The following is a 6,297-nucleotide window of genomic DNA, read 5'->3' as shown; positions in this document are numbered from 1 at the left end:
GGGGGGGGGGGGGGGGGGGGGGGGGGGGGGGGGCCGGAACGGGAATGGGCAGCGGTATGGGGGGTGGCGCCGGGATGGGTGGCGGCTTCGGACCGGGGGCTGATGTGGAGGAACCATCCCCGTCCAGCCCTCGCTAAACAGGTCAGGTCCAGTCGTCCGTTAGGAAGTGAGTAACCATGCGCCGTTAACGGTTGCGCATGTTCATGGCGCGACTTTCCCAGGATGATGCACGTCCGGTGATGCGGTTCTCGGCAGCGCGCCGCAGCGACATGCTGGTCATGGCCGGCGGGCTGCTGATCGCGGCTTTGTTCCTGTTCCTCGATGTGCGGCCCTTGCCGATCTTGCTGTGGGATGAATCCCGCAACATCGTCAACGCATTGGAAATGGACCGCAGCGGGTTCGGCCTGGTTACCACCTATCGTGGCGCGCCCGATCTGTGGAATACCAAGCCGCCTTTGCTCATCTGGCTGATGGTCGCGAGCGTGCGCCTCTTCGGGGAATCGGAATGGGCGCTCCGCCTGCCCGGCATGATCGCGACCCTGGGCACGTTGACCATCGTCATGCTGTTCGTGCGGCGGATCACCGGATCCGCGTGGACCGCGGTGCTGGCCGCACTGCTGCTGGCCGCCAGCCCGGGCCTGTTCGGGGAGCATGGCGCGCGGACGGCGGATTACGACTCCCTGCTGATCTTCTTCTCCACCGCCTATCTGCTGTTGCTGTTCGGGGCAGTCCATCGTCGCCGTCCGGCGGGAAAGACTCTGGCGCTGATCGGCCTGTGCGTGGTCGGCGCGATCCTGACCAAGAGTGTTGCCGGCGTCATCCCCTGCCTCGGCGTCGGCCTGTATCTGTTGCTGATCCGCCGCGTGCCGAGGCTTTGGCAGAGCCGGGGATATGCCGCGACCGGCGTCGCGGTCGCCGGTGCGGTTGCCCTGTTTCTGCTGGTCCGTGAAATCGGAAATCCCGGCTATCTGCTGGCAAGCTGGCATAATGACGTGGGCGGGCGCTTCACGGAATCGCTGATCGGCGACCGCAAGCCCGCGGCCTTCTATCTCTCGATCCTGTGGGCGGGCTATGTCGCCGCCCCGCTGCTGCTGGTCCTTGCGCCGGTGGCGCTGACCCAGACGAGCGGTCGCGCGCGCGCGGCGCTGCTCTACAGCCTGTCGGTCTGTGTCACGCTGTTGCTCGTGATCTCGCTCGCGGCATCGAAGCTGCACCATTATGTCCTGCCCGCGCTGCCGTTCATGGCGATTGCCGCCGCGATCACCCTGCGCGCGATCATCCTGCGCCTGATCGCCGCCCATGCCGCCGGCGATCCACGCCACCGGATCCGCGCTATCGCCGTCCTGCTGGTCGGGCTGTTCTCGTTATTCAGTGCTGCGCAAAGCGCCGTCGCGCGCCGCTACCTGATTGACCCGCCCTATGAAGGCGCAAACGCCGCGCGTTATGGTGCCCTGTTCGACCGGCTGGCAGCGCAGCCGCGCCCGATCATGGTGGTCGATCCCGGCTTCGTGCGCGACGAGGATCGGCATTATACCCCCGTGCTGCTCGCCTATCGCCTGCTCTGGCAGGGCAGGGGCGTGCCGATCGGCTGGGCAACCGCACTCGACAGCGGCGCTCCTGCCGGAATCGGGGTGATCGCCAGCTGCGATCCCGATATCGTCGCATTATTGCAAAAGCGCGGCCGCGACATAGGTGGCGTCGCGGGCTGCGCCGCGATCGTGCGCCGCTAGGAACCGCCGATCACCCCGGGGGGCTCAGCGCCCCGCAATACCGTGTGCGACCGGCCCGCCATCCGCCATCACGACCGGATCGAATGCCGGCAGCAGCCGGTCGCCGGCGATGCGCAGGAAATGCACGCTGCGATCGTTGATGCTCTCGGCGAAAAGCGTCCGTCCGTCGTCAAGAAAGCCGACGCCCTGCGCCCATCCCCCGATCGGCGCGTCCGTCACGCGCACCAGTTTCTTGCCGTCGATCCGCATCAGCACGACCAGGCTGTTCGCGCGGTGGAACGGATCGCTCTTCGCCACCGTGCTCATATTCTGCACCGCTGCCGCCGCATGGCGTCCGTCGGGCGCACAGGCGGCGCCCTCCGGCGAGGGGCCGACGGTCACCGTATCGACGATCCGCGGCGCAGCGCCGGTCAGGTCGATCAGGCTGATCGTATCGGCATCGCCCGACACCGTTCCGTAATTCGCCACGATCGCGGTGCCGCTGCCGCCGCAATAGGCCACCACCGTCGGATAGACGCCCGTGCTGATCTCGCGCAGCGCCGGCAAGTGCGGCCGGCCGTCGCGGATCGCATAAACGCCGACCTTGTTGGTGCCGGCGAAGCTGATCAGCGCGTGGTCGCCATCGGGCGCGATCGCCGCCGCGAGCGGCTTCGACCCGGCGGCGAAGGGCAAGGTCGCGCGCACGCTCGCCACGCCTTCGGCGATGCCCAGCACCGTCATGCTGTCGGTATCGCCATGGGGCACCAGCGCAAAGCTGGCATCCGGCGCCAGCGCGAGCGAGGAGGGCGCTGCCGCCAGCGTCAGGGTCTGCGACACGCGCGGCGCGACGCCGCGCAGGTCGATCACCGCCACCGACCGGTTCGGCACCATTGTGCCCGCATCGTTGATCCGGGTGGTCGCGCTGACCAGCGCAAAGCGGCGATCGCGCGCGATCGCGACCGACGACGGCGGCCCCTGGAAACTGGTCGGCACCGCCACCTTGCCAATCGTCCGCACGGCCTTGTCCCCGGCCTCGATGAACACGACCGAATCCGCGGCGCGCACCCTGGGCGGCGAGACGTCGCCATCGATCAGCCGCGCCTTGGGATCGACCGCGATGCCGATCAGCTGCGCCGACACGGGCCGCGCCGCGACGCCGGCCATGCCGGTGATCAGTACCGCCGCTGTCAATATCGTCCGCATGGTCCGGCCTCCCCGTGTTCCGCGACCGATTCAGGTCGATTGCAACCTCATGTCAACTGAGCGTCGGACGGAAAGCGATCGGGTTCGAAAACAGGCTTGCGCTCACTCAGGCCGCCAGGCTCCATCGTCCCCGGCCCGCGCCCTTGGCGACATACAGCGCCGCATCGGCCTGGATCAGCATCTCGTGCAAGGTGACGGCGCGACCGCCGGAGCAGGCGATGCCGACACTTGCGCCGACATAGGCCTGTAATTCCTTGATCTGGCCCCTGATCTGGAACGCCGACCCGAGCTCGGTGACGATTCGCCGGGCGATCGCTTTGGCCTGGGCGCTGTCCGCGTCGAACAGGATCACGCCGAACTCGTCGCCGCCGACTCGCGCGACATAATCGCCCTCGCGCACCTGCAATGGCAATCTCTTGCCCACTTCGCACAGCACCAGGTCGCCGGCGGTATGGCCGAGTCCGTCATTGATGCGCTTGAAATTGTCGAGATCGACCAGCAACAGGCTGACCGGCCGCGCGCCGATCGGGGTGGCCAGCATCTCCTCGAAACCGCGGCGGTTGTACAACCCGGTCAGATGGTCGCGCACCACCAGCTCACGCAGCTTGGCATTGGCCTCCTGCAATTCCAGCCCGACGCGGCGGCGCTCGCTCAGGTCGACGATCTCGGAGATGAACTGGATCGGCGTGCCGTCCTCCTCGCGCACCACCGTCGCGCTCAGCAGCACGTGCAGGATGGCGCCGTCGCGGTGCAGGTAGCGCTTCTCCATCTGATAGGAATCGCGTTCGCCGCGCATCACGCTTTCGAACAAATGCAGGTCGGCGGCGATGTCATGCGGATGGGTGAAGTCGGAGAAATGCATGCCGACCATCTCGCCGGTCGAATAACCGAGCATCGCGGCGAACGCGCCGTTCACTTCGACGCACAGGCCCGTCACGCTGATGATCGCCTTGCCAATCGCGGCGGCATGGAAGCTGGCCCGGAACATCTGCCGGCTGGTGCGAAGCTCCCGCTCCAGCATGCCGGCCCCTTGCATGACGCCCATTCTGATCCTGTTGCTGGGGCATTGGCCCGTCTATAATCCTGCGGCCATGGTAACGGGGTTCGGTTAACGATTGTTTTCCCGGCCGGTGCCGGCGCCTTCGCCACGGGGCGGATACGCCGGCCACGGGAGCGGACTCATCGCCGCATCAGCACGATGATGTACAGCAGCGCGGAAATGGTTGGCAGGATGGTGCGGACATGGTTCCACTGCACCCAGTCGCGCAGATAGGTCTGCCATACCGCGACGATCTCGGTCGGCGGCGCGGCGGCGAGCTGGTTGTTCAGCGGCACGTTGAACATCATCGTCACGCCGAAACAGCCGATTACATAGAACAGGCTCGCGGCCAGGATGAGTTTCGAGTCGAGCGCGGCGAAGGAGAAGAGCGACCAGCCGGCCAGGCCAAGGCACAACAGGGTCGCGCCCATGAACAGGATCATGAACGGGGCCATGACCGCGGTCACGTTGATCCCGTTCATGGCATTGGCGCCCTGCTCCGGCGGGATGCGGCCAAGGCCCGCCATCACGAAGGAGGAAAAGGCGTAGAACACGCCCGCGTTGAGCGCAGTGGCGATGGCTGCGACGATCAGCAGCAGCGACGGGATGGTCTTCATCACTTTGCCTCCCACACGCCGGTTGCCGCGGTGCGCGCGACATAGTCGGCGAAATTGCCCGGCGCGCGGCCCAGCGCCCGCTGCACCCCGTCGGCGACCGGCAGATTACGCCCGTCGAGCACGGTGGAGAAGAGGTAGATCACCAGCTCGATGATCTCCGGCGGCAGTTGCGCGTCGATCAGGCCCTGCTTGTATGCCGCCATCGGCACACTGTGATAGCCGATTTCCCGACCCCGTCCGCGCGCGATCTGCGCGACGGCATCGGCAAAGCTGATCGCTTCCGGCCCGGTGACTTCGTAGATCTGGCCGCGATGCCGGGTGGTGGTCAGTGCCTCGACCGCGATATCGGCGATATCCTCGGCATCGACGAATGGCTCGGGCGACAAGCTGTCGGGCAGCGTGACCGCGCCGGCCAGGATTTCGTCGAGGAAGAAAATCTCGCTGAAATTCTGGAAGAACCAGCTTGCCCGGATGATCGTCCAGTCAAACGACGTTGCCTGCAACACGCGTTCGGCGTCGACCGCTTCGGGCTCGCCGCGGCCGGAGAGAAAGACGATATTGGTGACGCCCGCCTTTTCCGCCGCGTCGTAAAAGGCGGTGACCGTCTCTACAGCGCCGGGCACGCAGATGTCGGGCTGATAGGCGACATAGACTGACAATACGCCATCAAGCGCGGCGGCCCAGGTGCTGCTGTCGTCCCAGTCGAACGCCGGCGTCGCCGAGCGCGATCCGATGCGCACTTGATGTCCTGCATCCCACAGCCGCGCCGCGACCCGCGAACCTGTCTTGCCATTGGCGCCCAGCACGAGAATGGGGCTGGCGTCCGTCGTCTGTTTTTCGGTTGTCATGATCCACTCCTTCGGTTAACGTGAGCATCACTCACATAAAAGGTGATATACACTCACATTTTTGAGTGTCAACGGCCGGAGTTCGAAAAAATGACCGTAGTGGAACCAATCGCGGCAGATCGCCCTGACGAGGAAGCGCCGGCGGCGCGGCGCAAGCCGATGCAGCAGCGCAGCCGCGACCGGCTCGAACGCATTCTCGGCGCGGCGTCGGAACTCATCGTGCGCACCGGCAGCGATCAGGTGAAGATGAATGAGGTCGCCGCGCTGGCGGGCATCTCGATCGGGTCGCTCTATCAATATTTCCCGGAGAAGAGCGCACTGATCCGCACGCTGGCCGAGCGCTACAATGCCGCCAGCCGGCTGTGCATCGAGGAAGCGCTGATCGATGTGGCGGACCTCGATGCGCTGCTCCAGGCCTATGCCGGACTGATCGACCAATATTATGAGATCGTCATGGCCGAGCCGGTGATGCGCGACATCTGGTCGGGGATGCAGGCGGACAAGCAATTGATGGCGCTGCAGCTGGCCGAAAGCCGGGTGTGCGGGGCGCTGCTCTCGGCGGCGATGCAGCGAGTCCATCCGGCGATCGACCCGGCGCGGCTCGACGTCGCGGCGTTCCTGATCTGGGAACTGGGCGAGGCGACGATCCGCCTGGCGATCTCGGTCGAGCCGGACGAGGGCAGGGCGCTGGTCGACAAGTTCAAGCGCATGACCGTGCAGGAGATCGCTGCGCCATCGAATTAAAGCGGATCCACTGCCGGAGGATAGGTGAGCGGCGCCGATTCAACCCTGCGGCCGGCCATGCGAGTATAATGGCGGACGGAATGCCAATCGGCGCGCTGTCCCGCTCTTTGACATGACTGGAAAAACAACACGCGTTT

6 protein-coding genes are annotated in these 6,297 nt (G+C 65.9%); 2 read left to right on the top strand and 4 right to left on the bottom strand.

The genetic code is table 11. The features are described from left to right. Positions 1–203: 203 nt before the first annotated feature. Positions 204–1,730 (top strand): ArnT family glycosyltransferase, encoded by a 1,527-nt coding sequence (locus tag ACRECS_RS24720; RefSeq protein WP_431585629.1) that lies wholly within the window; start codon positions 204–206, stop codon positions 1,728–1,730. A 24-nt stretch (positions 1,731–1,754) separates the two neighbouring features. Here the strand turns inward: ACRECS_RS24720 and ACRECS_RS24715 are convergent, their stop codons facing one another. From ACRECS_RS24715 to ACRECS_RS24700, 4 genes are all read right to left on the bottom strand, one after another. Then, complete coding sequence (locus ACRECS_RS24715) at positions 1,755–2,912, bottom strand: YncE family protein (protein ID WP_431585628.1); 1,158 nt, start codon at positions 2,910–2,912, stop codon at positions 1,755–1,757. A gap of 106 nt (positions 2,913–3,018) precedes the next feature. Next, on the bottom strand, positions 3,019–3,957 hold the full coding sequence (locus ACRECS_RS24710) for a diguanylate cyclase (protein WP_431585627.1): 939 nt from the start codon (positions 3,955–3,957) through the stop codon (positions 3,019–3,021). Positions 3,958–4,091: 134 nt separating this feature from the next. Then, a complete protein-coding gene (locus tag ACRECS_RS24705; protein ID WP_431585626.1) occupies positions 4,092–4,568 on the bottom strand; it encodes a DUF1772 domain-containing protein in 477 nt (158 codons plus the stop codon). Next, positions 4,568–5,416 carry an SDR family oxidoreductase gene (locus tag ACRECS_RS24700; protein WP_431585625.1) on the bottom strand — a complete coding sequence of 283 codons (849 nt, stop codon included), beginning with the start codon at positions 5,414–5,416 and terminating at the stop codon, positions 4,568–4,570. The genes ACRECS_RS24705 and ACRECS_RS24700 overlap by 1 nt, the downstream gene beginning before the upstream one ends. A 90-nt stretch (positions 5,417–5,506) precedes the next feature. On the opposite strand from ACRECS_RS24700, the gene ACRECS_RS24695 reads away from it, so the two are divergent. Next, the gene (locus ACRECS_RS24695; RefSeq protein ID WP_431585624.1) at positions 5,507–6,160 is read left to right on the top strand and encodes a TetR family transcriptional regulator; all 654 of its coding nucleotides are present in this window, start codon (positions 5,507–5,509) and stop codon (positions 6,158–6,160) included. Positions 6,161–6,297 lie beyond the last annotated feature (137 nt).

Source organism: Sphingomonas sp. (assembly GCF_050725575.1).
Taxonomy (GTDB): Bacteria; Pseudomonadota; Alphaproteobacteria; order Sphingomonadales; family Sphingomonadaceae; genus Sphingomonas.
The sequence above is the reverse complement of the archived record's forward strand: the minus strand, read 5'-3'. Positions and strand labels throughout refer to the sequence as shown.